The sequence below is a fragment of the Streptomyces himalayensis subsp. himalayensis genome, assembly GCF_013778455.1.
Classification (GTDB): Bacteria; Actinomycetota; Actinomycetes; order Streptomycetales; family Streptomycetaceae; genus Streptomyces; species Streptomyces himalayensis.
On record NZ_JACEHE010000008.1, the window covers coordinates 184,168 to 197,950 of the forward strand.

Here is a 13,783-nt window from a genome sequence, read left to right on the forward strand (position 1 = left end):
TCCCCGGGCACCCGCGACGCGGGTGCCCGGACCGCAAGGTCACCCCAGGCGGTCAGCCAACGCCGCCAGGAACCCCGCCACCCCCGCCGGCCCGTCCACCACCACATCGGCCCGACCGGCCAGCTCGGGAACCTCGGTGCTGCCGCTGCACACGAGCAACCCCGGCACCCCCTCCCCCCGGAGCTTCTCCACGGCCCCGAACGCGGGAAGATCCCCGAGGTCGTCCCCGCAGTACAACACGGCCCCGGCCCCCACCTCCCGTACGTACTCGCTCAGCGCCACCCCCTTGTCCATCCCCGGCGGCCGCAGCTCCAGCACGAGCCGCCCGGGCTCGACGATCAGCCCGTGCCGCGCGGCGAGCTCGGCGAGCGGGGTGCGCAGCACCTCGAGCGTGGCCTGGGGGTCCTCGGCGCGCCGCGTGTGGACGGCGATCGCGCGGCCCTTCTCCTCGATCCATGTGCCGCGGGAGACGCCGAGCGCGTCCAGGAGCCCGGGCAGTTCGGTGCGGACGGCCGCCACACCCGGAGGCGGGGCGGGCGCCTGCACGGTACGGGGGACGGCGTCCCAGCGCTCGGCGCCGTAGTGCCCCAGTACGACGAGGTGTTCGAGGCCCGGCGCGTCGCCGAACCCGCCGTAGCGGACGGCGACATCGGCCGGGCGCCCGGTGATCACCGCCACGGAACACACCTTCGGCGCGAGGGCCGACATGGCCGGGACGGCGTCCGGGTGGGCGCGCGCCTGCTCGGGGTCGGGCACGATCGGGGCGAGTGTCCCGTCGAAGTCGAGACCGATCACGGCCCGCCCGGGGTGGGCGAGGATCGCCTCGAGACCGTGGCGGCCCGCGTCGTTCCGGGGAGTCGGCAAGGAGTCCTGCTGGCTGTGGCTGCCCATACTTCGACCCTATCCAGCGGGGGCCCCGGGCACCCCTGCCGTCACCGTTCGGTACGGCGGGATTCGCGTATGCGGCGGAGGCGGTTCACCGTGACCGGGTCGTGCGCGAGGGCGCGGGGGTCGTCGAGCAGGGCGTTGAGCAGCTGGTAGTAGCGGACCGGGACCATGCCGAGCTGCTCCCTTATCGCGCGCTCCTTCGCTCCCGGGGTGGGCCAGGAGCGGCGCTCGAGTGCCAGAACCGCACGCTGGCGCTCGGTGAGCTCGCCCGTGTTGCCCTCGCCCATCGCCTCACCGTCCACGTCTGGCACCGTATCGCCCGCCGCCGACACTGCTACTCCGCGTTCTCCGCGGACGCCGCCTCGCGCTGGATCTGGCCCAGGATCGACGCCGGCTTGCCGTTCTTGGTGACGGCCTTGCCGATCTGCTGCTTGATGGCGGCGCTGACCTGAGCCCAGGACGTCTTGCCGACGGGGTAGAGCTCCGAGTTCGGCAGTTCCTCCAGGAACCCGGCGAGCTGCCGGTCGTCCTTGTCGTCGGACATCGCGTAGGACGCGGACGTCGTGACGGGCAGCAGGTCGTACTCGTGCGAGAAGGCGAGCACGTTCTTCTCGGAGTAGACGTAGTCGAGGAACGTGCCGATCTGCTCGCCCCGGCCGTTCTGCTTGAAGGCCATCATCCAGTCGGCGACGCCGATGGTGGCCTTGGACGGGCCGTTCGGCCCGGGCATCGGCACCATGCCGAACTTCACGCCCTTCTTGGCAGCCATCTGCATCAGCGTGGGGTGGCCGTTGAGCATGCCGACGTCGCCGCGCGTGAAGGCCGCGAAGGCATGCGCGCGGTTGAGCTTGCCGGGTGGGGTGGGGCCGGTGAGGTCCTCGCCGACGAGGTCGTCCCGGAGCCAGTCGAAGGTCCTGATGTTCTCGCTCGAGTCGAGGTCGTACGTGCCGACGTTGTCGGTGTAGCCGGCGCCGCCGCTCAGCAGCCACATCATCGTCTCCGCCTGGGCCTCCTCCGGGCCGAGGGGCAGGGCGTAAGGAATCTTCACCCCGCGGGACTTGAGCACGCGGGCGGCGGCCTGCAGGTCGGCCCAGCTCTTCGGCGGGGTGATGCCCGCTTCCTTGAAGAGCGTCTTGTTGTAGAAGAGGAGCCGGGTGGAGGCGGCGAAGGGCATGCCGTACTGGACGCGGTCCACCTCGCCGGCCTCGCTGAGCTGCGGCAGGAAGTCGGCCTGGACGGGTATGGAGAGCAGGTCGTCGGCGCTGTAGAGCTTGCCGTCCGCGGCGTAGTCGGCGTAGGCGCCGATCTGCGCCATGTCGGGCGCCTTGCCCTCGGCGACCATCTCCTTGACCTTGCGGTCGACGTCGTTCCAGGAGTAGACGCTGACCTTGACCTTGATGTCCGGGTTCTTGGCCTCGAAGGCCTTGACCAGCTTGTCCCAGTACTTCTCGGAGCTGTTCGCGGCCGAGTCGCCGTAGTCGGCGGCCACGAGGGTGAGAGTGACGTTACTGCTGCCCTCGGACGCGCCGCAGGCAGCGAGCGACGCCGTCATGCCCCATACGGCCACCGCCGCGGTCAGACCCCTCAAGCGACGCTGCACAGTTGTTTCCCACCCTTGTGTTCCATGTTGTTCCAGTAGTGCCCTGTGGCACCTGTGAAAGTTTTTCATGAGCGCATGTCCCGACTGGCCGAGGGTAAGGTCTACACCAATGAGGTAACGCTTCGGAAGCGAGGAGCCCCCGAGGACCCCCTCTCCGCGGGACCCGCACGCCGGCCGCACACCGCCCGCACGTTCGCACGACCGAACGCCACCCCCCGCAGGCCCCGGCGATCCAGGGAACTGGACCAGACCCCTGCAACTGGACTAGACCTCTCGAGGGTCTAGGCGCGAGACTGTTCCCGTGAGACACGTCATCGCCCTCGATGTGGGCGGCACCGGGATGAAAGCCGCCCTCATAGGGGTGGACGGCGCGGTCCTGCACCGGGCGCGCCGAGCGACCGGCCGCGAGCGCGGAGCCGACGCCGTCGTCGAGACGATCCTCGCCTTCGCCGCCGAGCTGCGCGCCCACGGCGAGGAACACTTCGGTCAGCCCGCATCGGCCGCGGGCGTCGCCGTCCCGGGCATCGTCGACGCCGAGCAGGGCATCGCCGCGTACGCCGCGAACCTGGGCTGGCGCGACGTACCCCTGCGTGACCTGCTCAGCAGCCGGCTCGACGGCGTGCCCGTCGCCCTCGGCCACGATGTGCGCACGGGCGGGTTCGCGGAGGGCCGGATCGGCGCGGGCAAGGGCGCCGACCGGTTTCTCTTCGTCGCGCTGGGCACCGGTATCGCCGGCGCCATCGGCATCGACGGCTCGGTCGAGGCGGGCGCCCACGGCTTCGCGGGCGAGATCGGCCACATCGTCGTACGCCCCGGCGGCATCCCGTGTCCCTGCGGGCAGCGCGGCTGTCTGGAGCGGCTGTCCTCGGCGTCCGCCGTGGGGCAGGCATGGGCGGAGGCCGGCGGCGACCCGGACGCGGATGCCGCGGACTGTGCGAAGGCCGTGGAATCGGGGGACCCGAGGGCCATGACCGTCTGGCGGAACGCCGTCGACGCGCTCGCCGACGGGCTCGTCACCGCGCTCACTCTGCTGGACCCGCGCATCCTGATCATCGGTGGCGGTCTCGCCGAGGCCGGGGAAACGTTGTTCACGCCCCTGCGGGCCGCCGTCGAGCAGCGCGTCACGTTCCAGAAGATCCCGGCCATCGTCCCGGCCGCCCTCGGGGACAGCGCCGGATGCCTGGGCGCCGGCCTGCTCGCCCGGGATCTGATCGGCGCGGGCGTCACCGACGCCGCAGAACGCGATACCACAGGCCCGGGCACCACAAGCCCGGGAACGACGGTCCCAGGCACGACAGGCCCGATCCCCACAGACATCGCCCCCACAACCCCCTCGGAGGTAACCACCTGATGGCCACTAGCAAGGTTCTCGCCGGTGCCCGGGTGGTACTGCCCACGGGGATCGTGGAGGGCGGCCGCGTGATCGTCGAGGGCACTCGGATCGCCGCGGCCGGTCCCGGAGACGGCCCATCCCCCGACGGTCCCGAGAACGCCCCCTCGCCCGGCGGACATGAGAAAGCCCAGGTCCTCGACCTGACAGGCCACTGGCTGGTCCCGGGCTTCGTCGACATCCACAACCACGGCGGAGGCGGCGCCTCCTTCACCAACGGCACGGTCGAGGAGATCCTCCAGGGCGTCCGGACGCACCGGCAGCATGGAACGACCACGCTCGTCGCCTCCACCGTCACGGGCGAGTCGGACTTTCTGACCCAGCGCGCCGGGCTGCTGTCCGAGCTGGCCGAGCAGGGCGACATCGCCGGCATCCACTTCGAGGGCCCGTTCATCTCGCCGTGCCGCAAGGGCGCGCACTCCGAGGAACTGCTGCGCCACCCGGAACCGGCGGAGGTCCGCAAGCTGATCGACGCGGCGCGCGGGCAGGCCCGGATGGTCACGCTCGCGCCCGAACTGCCGGGTGGCATCGACTCCGTACGGCTGCTGGCCGAGCACGGCGTGATCGCGGCCGTCGGGCACACGGACGCCACATACGAGCAGACGGTGGAGGCCATCGATGCCGGTGCCACCGTCGCCACGCACCTGTTCAACGCGATGCCGGCCCTCGGCCATCGCGCGCCCGGGCCCGTCGCCGCGCTGCTCGAGGACGAGCGGATCACGGTCGAGCTGATCAACGACGGCACGCATCTGCATCCTGCCGCGCTGGAGCTGGCCTTCCACCGGGCGGGCGCGTCACGGGTCGCCTTCATCACGGACGCGATGGACGCGGCCGGGTTCGGCGACGGGACGTATCTGCTCGGGCCGCTGGAGGTCGAGGTGCAGGGCGGGGTCGCGCGGCTCGTCGAGGGCGGTTCGATCGCGGGCTCGACCCTGACTCTGGACCGGGCCTTCAAGCGCGCGGTGACCGTCGACCGGCTGCCGGTCGAGGACATCGTGCACGCCATCTCCGCCAACCCGGCGAAGCTGATCGGCACCTACGACAGGGTCGGCTCGCTCGAGCCCGGCAAGGACGCCGACCTGGTGGTGCTGGATGCGGACTTCGAGCTCAAGGGCGTGATGCGCAAGGGCTCCTGGGTGGTGGAACCGCGGCTCGGCTGAGGTGGTGCCGCGGTGGCCCGCGGTGCGCCCGCCGCAGGGAGGCCTTGGCACGGTGACCTGTTCACGGGGTTTCAGCTAGTTCAACGCATAACGAACTCACGGCGGTTGGCCCGGGACTCTGGGCCAACCGCCGTCGCTTTGGCATGATCGGGCCCGGCAGACGGCAAGCGCATTCTGCAAGCCGACAGGCCGGTTTCACTGTTTTTCAGGCACGTCACGGTTCGTCAGGGGCATGTTGTTCCAGGGCACTTCAGGCATGTTGTCGCACGTTTCTTCGCGGGGGAGGTCCAGGTGATCCTCACGGTCACGCTGAACACCGCCCTCGACATCACCTATCGCGTCCCGTCCCTGCGCCCCCACGCCTCGCACCGTGTCACCGAGGTCACCGAACGGCCGGGCGGCAAGGGCCTGAACGTCGCACGCGTACTGGCGGCGCTGGGCCACCCCGTGACGGTCACCGGCTTCGCGGGCGGCGGCACCGGCCGCGCCCTGCAGAACGCGCTGACCGGCATCCCACGCATCACCGACGCACTCGTACCGGTCGCCGGCGCCACGCGCCGCACGGTCGCCGTCGTCGACACGGCGACGGGTGACACGACTCAGCTCAACGAGCCCGGGCCGGTCATCGCCCCAGCCGAGTGGAGCGCCTTCCTGGAGGCGTACGAGGACCTGCTGCAGTCGTCGTCGGCCGTGGCCCTGTGCGGCAGCCTGCCGCCCGGCGTGCCCGTCGGCGCCTATGCGCACCTCGTCCGGGCCGCACGCGCCGCCTCCGTTCCCGTACTCCTTGACACCAGCGGGGAGCCGCTACGCCGCGGCATCGCGGCCCGCCCCGACTTCGTCAAGCCCAACGCCGACGAGCTCGCCGAACTCACCGGATCCCACGAGCCGTTGCAGGCCACCCGGGACGCGCGGCGCCGCGGGGCACGCGCCGTCGTCGCCTCGCTGGGCGCTCAGGGGCTGCTCGCGGTGGCCCCGGAGGGCCACTGGCAGGCCACCCCGCCCTCGCGTGTCGCGGGCAATCCGACGGGCGCCGGGGACTCGGCGGTCGCCGGTCTGCTGTCCGGCCTTGTCGAGCACCTTCCCTGGCCGGACCGGCTGGCCCGGGCGGCAGCCCTGTCCGCGGCGACGGTACGGGCGCCGGTGGCGGGCGAGTTCGACCGCGCGGCCTACGAGGAGCTGTTGCCGCGGGTCGCGGTCACGGAGCGGGCGACGGCAGCCTGAAGCCACCGAGCCGGCGACGGCGGCCTGAAGCCACCGAGCGGGCGACGCCCCCAGGACCTCGCCCGCTCGAACCCGCTCCCGCTTGAGCAGTGCGCTACTTCTTGACCTGCCCGGCCTTCAGCCACACCCGGTCGAGGAGGGCGTTGCACTGGTCACCGGCCTGGCACGAGATCGTGATCGTGTTGGTGCCCTTGGTGAGGCTGGGATACGCGTAGGTCTGCGTCCAGCCCTTCTCCCAGTCGCCCTTGGGGGCGCCCGCGAAGTTGCCCATGTTGAGCTTGGTGCCGAACACCTTGCCGTTGACGGTCAGCGTCGTCTTCGCATCCTCGCCGGGGACGCTGTAGCCCACGAAGAGGGTGTAGACGCCGTCCTTCGGGATGCCGTTGACCGTCCAGGTGACCTGCGCACCGACCTGGTTGAGCCCGTTCACGTAGACCCCGCCGGCGGCGTCCGCGCCCTTGATGTCGGAGGCGGTCACCGTGCCGCCCTCCAGCTTCAGCGCCTTGGCGTCCGCCTCGGGCAGCTCGGCCTGCTTGCCGGCGCCCTTGGTCGCCGACGGGCTGGGCTCGGCCGACTCGGAAGCAGTCGGCTTCCCGCCGCCCGCCTGGTTGTCCCCGCTGTTCTCGGAGTCGTCGCCGGTCAACACCGCGACGCCGATGCCGATGACGACGGCGGCGACCACCGCGATGGCGCCTATCAGCAGTCCCTTGGTGTTGGGGCCGCTCCCCCGGCCGCCACGGGCGGCGTCCGGCGCCGGCTGGTACTGCGTTGTGGCGGCGCCCCCGGGCAGTGTCTCGGGCGCCGCGTAGTGGGCGTTCTGCTGGCCGTACGGGGACTGCTGCGGGACCTGCCCGTAGGCGGCCTGCTGCGTCTGCTGCCCGTATTGACGCTCGCCGACCGCGCGGACCTGGTTGTACGAGGAGCGGGGACCCGGGTAGCCGTAGCCGCCGCCACCGGTCGGCGGGGTGGCCCCGGACGCCTGACCGTCGGCGTAGAGATAGCCGAACGGGTCGTCGTCCTCGGGCGTGCTCGCGCCGTTGTTGCCGGGCGTCATCCCTTGGTCACTCCTCACCACGTGCAGTCTGCGGACCCGGCGAGCCTACCCGCTCCCGGGCGCACAATCGGGTGGCCTACGCCTCACCACCACGCTGAACTGGGGTTCAGCCGGCACGACGATGCGCTTTGGGACGAGACCGTTTCTCGTCGTACATCCGCTCGTCAGCTGATTTCAAGACGTCGTCCGCCGACATTCCGCATTCGGCCCAGCCGATGCCGAAGCTGGCGCCCACCCGGACCGCCCGGCCGTCCACCCGCATCGGCTGGATGATCTCGTTCCGCAGCCGGACGGCGAGGTCCTGGGCGTCCGCCCGGCCGAGCCCGTCCGCGAGCACCACGAACTCGTCGCCGCCGAGCCGGGCGACCGTGTCCCCGTCCCGTACGCCGCTGGTCAGACGCCTGGCGACCTCGATGAGGACGGCGTCGCCCGCGTTGTGCCCGAACCGGTCGTTGATCGACTTGAAGCCGTCGAGGTCGCAGAAGAGGACGGCGAGCCCCTTCGTGCCGTCGTCCGCGCCGCCCTCCGGCGCGACCGCGTGCACATGGTGGTCGTACGCGCCGAAGGCTCCGCCGGCCAGGTCGGAACCGTGCCCGAAGTCGAAGCCGTGCCCGTCCGTGTCGTACCCCATGTCGTACGTGATGTCGTACGCGCCGTCGCCGACGCCCGCGGCGGGCTCCCCGTACGCCGCGTCGAGCGCGGCCACCGGTCCGGGGACGGTGTGCTTGGGGCGGCCGCACAGCCGGGCGCCGAGCCGGGTGCGCAGCTCGGCGCTGTTCGGCAGGCCGGTGAGCGAGTCGTGGCTGGCCCGGTGGGCCAGCTGCAGCTCACGGCGCTTGCGCTCCTCGATGTCCTCGACGTGCGTGAGCAGGAAGCGCGGCCCGTCCGCGGCGTCCGCGACGACGGAGTTGCGCAGGGACACCCAGACATACGTCCCGTCGCGCCGCACGAACCGCAGCTCGGCCCGTCCGCCCTCGGCGGAGGTGCGCAGCAGGGTCCCGATGTCCTCGGGGTGGACCAGATCGGAGAACGAGTAGCGGCGCAGCGCGGAGGCGGGCCGCCCGAGCAGCCGGCACAGCGCGTCGTTGGTCCGCAGGATGCGTCCGTGCTGGTCACCGCCCATCTCGGCGATCGCCATGCCGCTCGGCGCGTACTCGAAGGCCTGCCGAAATGATTCCTCGCTGGCGCGCAGGGCCTGCTGCTCACGCTCGAGCCGGACCAGGGCGCGCTGCATGTTTGCCCGCAGACGGGCGTTGCTGATGGCAATGGCGGCGTGAAATGCGTACATCTGCAGCGCTTCGCGGCCCCAGGCGCCCGGCCGGCGGCCGGTGCGCGGCCGGTCCACGGACAGCACGCCTATCAGCTCCCCGCCGGCGCCGCCCGCCGCGTACATGGGGGCGAAGAGGCGGTCGCGGGGGTGCCACTCGTCCTCGAAGCGGGGCTCGGGACCGTCGGTGAGCCACTGCGGCACGTCGTCCTCGTCGAGGACCCAGCCCTCGGTGTACGGGATGAACCGCAGGTCTTCCCAGGCCTCGCCCATGGACAGGCGCCGTTCCCAGGAGGCGCGGGAGCCGACACGGCCGGTCATGAGCGCGTCGGCCGCTGCGTTGCCCGCGAAGGCGGCCACGACGAGGTCGCCGTCCGGACGTACGAGGTTCACGGCGGCCAGCTCGTACCCGAGCCCGTTCACGACACCGTCGGCGACGGTCTGCAGCGTGTCGGCCAGGCTGCGTGCCGTGTTCATGTCCGCCATCACCCGATGCAGCTGCCGCAGGGTCGCAAGACGGACATACGGCTCCGACTCGGTCTCCATGCTCGCTCTCCCCGAGACTTCGACAGCAACTCCAGAAATGATCGGCGTACTTTTTCCAGCGTCCCCGCCACTGAATCACAGCGAGCTGTCCACTCGGTACACAGGGTCAACAAAATATGGCTCCTGTGACTCAAGTCACAGGAGGTGGAGACCAATGGCGGCGGCGCGTCGGGCTCGACGCGAGGCGCCGTGAAGTGTTATTGAACGCAAACCGCGCGGGACGGTCGGCCGGGAGGGTGCGGTGGGCCGGGAAGAGTGCGGTCGGCCGGTGCGACCGCTCGGACGCGGGGTTCGGCCTTCGGTCCTAGTCCCCGACTGCGACCCTGGTCCGATGTGGCGTGCGGAGCCAGCGCTTAGCGTTCGGCAATGTGCTGAACACGCCATCCGTTCCCTCCGCGCCGCCTGTGCCCTCCGTGCCCGCGGCATCCGCTACGCCCTCCGCCCCACCCGTCCCGCACCTCCGTCACGGCGACGGGCATGCTGAGGGGGTGAGTGAGGACGAGTTCCGCGCTGCCATGTCCCGGCTGGCCGCGGGTGTGGTGCTGGTGACCGCGTACGAACCGGCACTCGACCCGGAGGGGCCCCGCGGCGACGACGTCGGCATGACGGCGACGGCCTTCATGTCGGTGTCGCTGGACCCGCCGCTGGTCCTGATCAGCCTGCGCGAGGGCTCCCGTATGGACGACCTGCTCGCCGAACAGCCGCTGTGGGGAGTCTCGATCCTCTCCGAGAGCCAGCGCCACATCGCGGGCCGCTTCGCCATGAAGGGCCGCGTCAGCGACCGCCTGCTGTTCGAGGACATTCCGTACGTACGAGGCGAGGAGTCCGGCGCCCTGCTGGTGGGCGGGGCGCTCGCCACCCTGGAGTGCCGCACGGAACAGCGCGTGCCGGCAGGCGACCACACACTGGTCATCGGCCGCGTCCTGACGGCGACGGTGCCGAGCGCGGACGGCGGGCCGTTGACGTATTTCCGGGGGCGGTACCGGCAGTTGGGGTGATGGCGGTCGGGATGACGTCGGTCGGGGTACCGGCAGTTGGGGTGACGGCGGTCGGGGTGACAGCGGTGCCGTCACGGGGTGGGTCTGAGCGGGTCCGGGGACGTGCCTGAACTTCCCCGGAGTCGCTCAGCCCCAGTCGCGGCCGGAGCGTCCCTGCTTCGTCTCGCCGCGCCGCTTCTTCTCCCGGAGCCGCCGCTCGTTGATGCCGCGAGGGATACGGGTGGGCCGCCGCGGCTTGGGCGGCGGAGCCGTCGCCTCCGCGAGCAGGGACGCCAGCCGCACGGCCGCCGCCTCCCGGTTGCGCCACTGCGACCGGTGCTCCGAGGCGCGGACGGAGACGACCCCGTCGACGAGCCTCCCGGCGAGCCGCTCCAGGGCTCGCTCCTTCCACACGGGCGGCAGGGACTCCGTCCCGGCCAGGTCGAAGCGCAGTTCCACCTGTGAGTCACTGGTGTTGACGTGCTGCCCGCCCGGCCCTGACGACCGCGAGAAACGCCACATCAGCTCGGCCTCGGGCAGGAGAACCGAACCACGGATGGGATAAGGACCGGACATGAGTTCCATGGTCCCGCGCACATCCGCCCGCCGTCACCCGTTTTTCCGCGGCCCGACTACTCCACCCGGGCGCCTTCGGTAAAGAAAGTAAAGAGAGCTGGAACCTCCTGGTCCCCCCGCGACGTTCATACGGGTGACGGTAGCTTCGTCCCCAGCACGAAGCCCGCATGCGGAACGAAACGAACAGAACCAGGAAGGGACTTCCCATGGCTGTAAGCCTGTCCAAGGGCGGCAACGTCTCGCTCACCAAGGAGGCACCGGGCCTGACCGCCGTCACGGTGGGCCTCGGCTGGGACGTCCGCACCACCACGGGCACTGACTTCGACCTGGACGCATCGGCGATCGCGGTGAACCAGCAGGGCAAGGTCTACTCGGACGCGCACTTCGTCTTCTTCAACAACAAGCAGACGCCGGACCAGACCATCGTCCACACCGGCGACAACCGCACGGGCGAGGGCGCCGGCGACGACGAGGCCATCAACGTCAACCTGGCGGGCCTGCCGGCCGACGTGGACAAGATCGTCTTCCCGGTCTCCATCTACGACGCCGAGAACCGCAGCCAGAACTTCGGCCAGGTCCGCAACGCGTACATCCGCATCGTCAACCAGGCCGGCGGCACCGAGATCGCCCGCTACGACCTGAGCGAGGACGCAGCCACGGAGACGGCGATGGTCTTCGGCGAGCTGTACCGCAACGGCGCGGAGTGGAAGTTCCGCGCGGTCGGCCAGGGCTACGCCTCGGGCCTGGTGGGCATCGCCCAGGACTTCGGCGTCAACGTCTGACGTCGACATCCGGCTTGAGCCCGGCGAGCTCCTCACCGAGCTCGCCGGGCTCTACGCGTCCGACCGGCGGAGGCCGCGCGCCACCCCCGCCCGGTCCACCACACCGGGTCGACCCCGCCCGTCCACCCCACCCGGCCCAGCCCACCCGGTCGACGCCGCCGGTCCACCCCACCCCGTCGACCCGCTCAGGCGTGGTCCGGTTTTCCCTTTCCGTGCAGCCAGTCGGCCCAGATCAGGGTGAAGTCCTTGTCCGGCGCCTTCTTCTCCACGTACGCCGTGAAGTCGGCGGTGTTCGCGTTGCCGTGGCGGTACGCGGCCGCCCAGCCCTTGAGGATGTCGCGGAAGGCGTCGTCCCCCACGGTCTGCCGGATCTTGTGGAGAACCATGGCACCGCGCAGATAGACCGTGTCGTCGGAGATGTGTGCGGCACTCGGCGGATCAGCAGGGGCGAAGGACCAAATGGCATCGGCATGCGCCGCTTCGGGGTCGCCGCGGTAGAGGGCGTCGAATGTCTCCTGCGCGCTGTCGCCGCCGTGATCCTCCGCCCACAGCCACTCGGCGTAGGACGCGAAGCCCTCGTTCAGCCACATGTCCTGCCAGGTCTTCGGCGTCACCGAGTTCCCGAACCACTCGTGGGCCAGCTCGTGAACGAGCAGTTCCGTACCGGGGGCGCCGGGGAAGACGGGACGGGTCTGGGTCTCCAGGGCGTAGTCAGCGTCGCCTGGCCGTTCGACGATCGCTCCGGCCGAGGAGAACGGGTAGGGGCCGAAGTTCTGCTCCCCCCACTTCAGAACGTCGGGGATACCGTCGAGGACCTTCTCACTCGTCTCCGCCTCGGTCGGGTCGACGGCGGTCAGGACAGGCAACTTCCTGCTGTTCTTGCCGCTGCCGTTCCCGCTGCTGCTGCCGTTGCCGTCCCCGTTCCCGTTGCCGTCCGCCGTCGTCTCGTACCGGCTCATGTCGAATGTGCCGATGGCGACCGTCGCCACATAGCTCGCCGTCGGCTCGGGGCTGTGCCAGGTGGAGGTGGTCCGGCCGTTCTGGGTCTGCTCGCGCCTCAACTGGCCGTTGGATACGGCCTGCACGCCCTCGGGGACGGTGACCTGCACGTCGAACGTCGCCTTGTCAGCGGGGTGGTGATTGCCGGGGAACCACGCCATGGAGCCGGTCGGCTCGCCCAGCGCCAGTGCGCCGTCCGCGGTGAGCAGCCAGCCCTCGCGGGAACCGTCCGGATCGTCGATGCTCTCCGGCGTGCCGGCGTAGCGGACGACGGTGCGGAACGTTTCGCCATTGGCGAGCATGTCGGGCGGCCGGACGGTCAGCTCCTGGCCGGCGCGGCGGAAGCGGGCGCCGGCGCCGTCGACACTGACGGACTCGACCTTCAGCCCCTTCAGGTCGAGGTTGAACGCGCTGAGAGCCTGCGTGGCGCGTGCCGTGATCTCCGTCTTCCCCGTGAGCCGACGGGAAGCGGGATCGTAGTCGACCTTCAGGTCGTAGTGGACGACGTCGTAGCCGCCGTTGCCCATCTTCGGGAAGTACGGATCGCGCAGGCCGGCGGCGCCCACCGTGCGCTCGGCGCCCGAGTCGCAGGCGCTCAGGGCGAGGGCTGCGACGGTCGCGACCGCGGTCACCACGCGAACGAGAGGACGACGTTCCACGCGTTGATCGTATGGGACTTTGGGGCCTCAGGCGGCATTTGTCCGGGAGTCGTCCGCGGCGACGGGAGGCGCGACTGTCGAACGCGCGTACGACTGGCGTCTTCGCAGGTCAAGGCATACGAAGACCTCCACCCGCGCCGCCCATGACACCATCGGCTACGTGCTCGACATCGGCTACGCCCTCTCCAACCGCTTCCCCGACCCGCCGCAGACGGACTACCGCCGCGCGGACGTCCACGCCCTGCGCCACGACCTCTTCTGCGGTGACGTCTATCTCGCCGACACCAAGGCGGACCGGGAGCTGTCCACAGCCTGGGGATGGGTGCCGGTGCTCGACTTCGCCTGGGCGCTGTGCGACATCGTCGAGCAGCTCGACCGCGATCCGGCCGGCAGCCGCGCCGCCAGGCCGCAGTACGCCGAGCTCGACTTCACCGAGTCCACCGACCGCATGCTCTTCGAGCGCCGTTTCGGCTGGGTCGACATCGAGGCCGACTGGATGCCGGGCGACGAACCGCCCCTGACGTTCTCGCACGCCGTACTGCGCCGTGAAGCCCGTGACTTCCTGCACGACCTGATCGCCGATCTGACGGACATGCACGAGGACCTGGCAGAGAACCCCGCGATCTGGACGCTCCAGGCGCGGTTCCCCCGCATCTGAGCAGCC

General features: G+C 70.9%; 13 protein-coding genes. 6 read left to right on the forward strand and 7 right to left on the reverse strand.

The genetic code is table 11. The features are described 5' to 3' along the window. Positions 1–39: 39 nt before the first annotated feature. From otsB to H1D24_RS15790, 3 genes are read right to left on the reverse strand one after another with little or no spacing between them, the layout of a single operon-like run. Complete coding sequence (otsB, locus tag H1D24_RS15780; protein ID WP_181658183.1) at positions 40–891, reverse strand: trehalose-phosphatase; 852 nt, start codon at positions 889–891, stop codon at positions 40–42. 41 nt (positions 892–932) lie between these two features. Continuing rightward, positions 933–1,175, reverse strand: a complete 243-nt coding sequence (locus H1D24_RS15785; protein WP_181658310.1) for a DUF3263 domain-containing protein — start codon at positions 1,173–1,175, stop codon at positions 933–935. Positions 1,176–1,222: 47 nt separating this feature from the next. Then, entirely contained in the window at positions 1,223–2,488 is a 1,266-nt protein-coding gene (locus H1D24_RS15790; protein WP_445194919.1) for an ABC transporter substrate-binding protein, read from the reverse strand. A 301-nt stretch (positions 2,489–2,789) separates the two neighbouring features. On the opposite strand from H1D24_RS15790, the gene H1D24_RS15795 reads away from it, so the two are divergent. The 3 genes from H1D24_RS15795 to H1D24_RS15805 all read left to right on the forward strand — a co-directional run bounded on the left by H1D24_RS15795 (position 2,790) and on the right by H1D24_RS15805 (position 6,259). Continuing rightward, complete coding sequence (locus H1D24_RS15795; protein WP_181658184.1) at positions 2,790–3,839, forward strand: ROK family protein; 1,050 nt, start codon at positions 2,790–2,792, stop codon at positions 3,837–3,839. After that, positions 3,839–5,038, forward strand: coding sequence for an N-acetylglucosamine-6-phosphate deacetylase (gene nagA, locus H1D24_RS15800; protein ID WP_181658185.1), 1,200 nt, complete (start codon positions 3,839–3,841; stop codon positions 5,036–5,038). Before H1D24_RS15795 ends, nagA begins: the two co-directional genes overlap by 1 nt. A gap of 291 nt (positions 5,039–5,329) precedes the next feature. Continuing rightward, positions 5,330–6,259 (forward strand): 1-phosphofructokinase family hexose kinase, encoded by a 930-nt coding sequence (locus H1D24_RS15805; protein WP_181658186.1) that lies wholly within the window; start codon positions 5,330–5,332, stop codon positions 6,257–6,259. A gap of 94 nt (positions 6,260–6,353) precedes the next feature. Here the strand turns inward: H1D24_RS15805 and H1D24_RS15810 are convergent, their stop codons facing one another. Both H1D24_RS15810 and cdgB read right to left on the reverse strand, forming a co-directional pair. After that, positions 6,354–7,313, reverse strand: coding sequence for a carbohydrate-binding protein (locus tag H1D24_RS15810; RefSeq protein ID WP_181658187.1), 960 nt, complete (start codon positions 7,311–7,313; stop codon positions 6,354–6,356). Positions 7,314–7,419: 106 nt separating this feature from the next. Next, the gene (cdgB, locus tag H1D24_RS15815) at positions 7,420–9,126 is read right to left on the reverse strand and encodes a diguanylate cyclase CdgB (RefSeq protein ID WP_181658188.1); all 1,707 of its coding nucleotides are present in this window, start codon (positions 9,124–9,126) and stop codon (positions 7,420–7,422) included. Positions 9,127–9,494: 368 nt separating this feature from the next. Here cdgB and H1D24_RS15820 point away from each other — a divergent pair, with 368 nt between their 5' ends. Beyond that, on the forward strand, positions 9,495–10,124 hold the full coding sequence (locus H1D24_RS15820; protein ID WP_181658189.1) for a flavin reductase family protein: 630 nt from the start codon (positions 9,495–9,497) through the stop codon (positions 10,122–10,124). Positions 10,125–10,250: 126 nt separating this feature from the next. Here H1D24_RS15820 and arfB read toward each other — a convergent pair whose 3' ends face one another. Continuing rightward, the gene (arfB, locus tag H1D24_RS15825) at positions 10,251–10,679 is read right to left on the reverse strand and encodes an alternative ribosome rescue aminoacyl-tRNA hydrolase ArfB (RefSeq protein ID WP_181658190.1); all 429 of its coding nucleotides are present in this window, start codon (positions 10,677–10,679) and stop codon (positions 10,251–10,253) included. Positions 10,680–10,885: 206 nt separating this feature from the next. Between arfB and H1D24_RS15830 the strand changes: the two genes are divergently transcribed. Next, entirely contained in the window at positions 10,886–11,461 is a 576-nt protein-coding gene (locus tag H1D24_RS15830; protein ID WP_181658191.1) for a TerD family protein, read from the forward strand. A 185-nt stretch (positions 11,462–11,646) separates the two neighbouring features. Here H1D24_RS15830 and H1D24_RS15835 read toward each other — a convergent pair whose 3' ends face one another. Then, positions 11,647–13,119, reverse strand: coding sequence for a M1 family metallopeptidase (locus H1D24_RS15835; protein WP_181658192.1), 1,473 nt, complete (start codon positions 13,117–13,119; stop codon positions 11,647–11,649). A gap of 160 nt (positions 13,120–13,279) precedes the next feature. On the opposite strand from H1D24_RS15835, the gene H1D24_RS15840 reads away from it, so the two are divergent. After that, positions 13,280–13,777, forward strand: a complete 498-nt coding sequence (locus H1D24_RS15840; protein WP_181658193.1) for a hypothetical protein — start codon at positions 13,280–13,282, stop codon at positions 13,775–13,777. Positions 13,778–13,783: the final 6 nt, after the last annotated feature.

Coding starts and splice junctions, on each gene's coding strand:
- cdgB (WP_181658188.1), bottom strand. CDS start 9,126: ATGGAGACCGAGTCGGAGCCGTATGTCCGTCTTGCGACCCTGCGGCAG.
- H1D24_RS15810 (WP_181658187.1), bottom strand. CDS start 7,313: ATGACGCCCGGCAACAACGGCGCGAGCACGCCCGAGGACGACGACCCG.
- H1D24_RS15830 (WP_181658191.1), top strand. CDS start 10,886: ATGGCTGTAAGCCTGTCCAAGGGCGGCAACGTCTCGCTCACCAAGGAG.
- otsB (WP_181658183.1), bottom strand. CDS start 891: ATGGGCAGCCACAGCCAGCAGGACTCCTTGCCGACTCCCCGGAACGAC.
- arfB (WP_181658190.1), bottom strand. CDS start 10,679: ATGTCCGGTCCTTATCCCATCCGTGGTTCGGTTCTCCTGCCCGAGGCC.
- nagA (WP_181658185.1), top strand. CDS start 3,839: ATGGCCACTAGCAAGGTTCTCGCCGGTGCCCGGGTGGTACTGCCCACG.
- H1D24_RS15785 (WP_181658310.1), bottom strand. CDS start 1,175: ATGGGCGAGGGCAACACGGGCGAGCTCACCGAGCGCCAGCGTGCGGTT.